At 71.7% G+C, this 247-nt stretch carries 1 protein-coding gene; it reads right to left on the reverse strand.

Annotation, left to right across the window (positions count from 1 at the left end):
• Window positions 1-247: hypothetical protein (locus tag SB660_RS22800; RefSeq protein ID WP_410584794.1), on the reverse strand; the 247-nt coding region annotated here is incomplete at both ends.

The following is a 247-nucleotide window of genomic DNA, read 5'->3' on the forward strand; positions in this document are numbered from 1 at the left end:
GGCTGGTCAGTCGGTCGTACTCGGCGGCGAGGTCGTCGTACGTCCTCTGCGCATCCTCCGCCTGTCGCTGAGCGAGGCGTGCGGCGTCCAGCGCCGTGAGGATCTCAGTCGACGACACCTCCTCGGCGGGTGCGTCGTCGGCGGGCTTCGGCAGAGATGCGAGAGCGCCCTCCAGACGCTTCACCTCGCGGCCAGCCTCCAGCCGCCGCTGCTCGGCGCCCGCCTTCTCCCGTGCCAGAGCGTCCAG

Origin of the sequence: Bacillus sp. SIMBA_005, assembly GCF_046535585.1 — a bacterium.
GTDB classification, from domain to species: Bacteria; Bacillota; Bacilli; order Bacillales; family Bacillaceae; genus Bacillus; species Bacillus pumilus.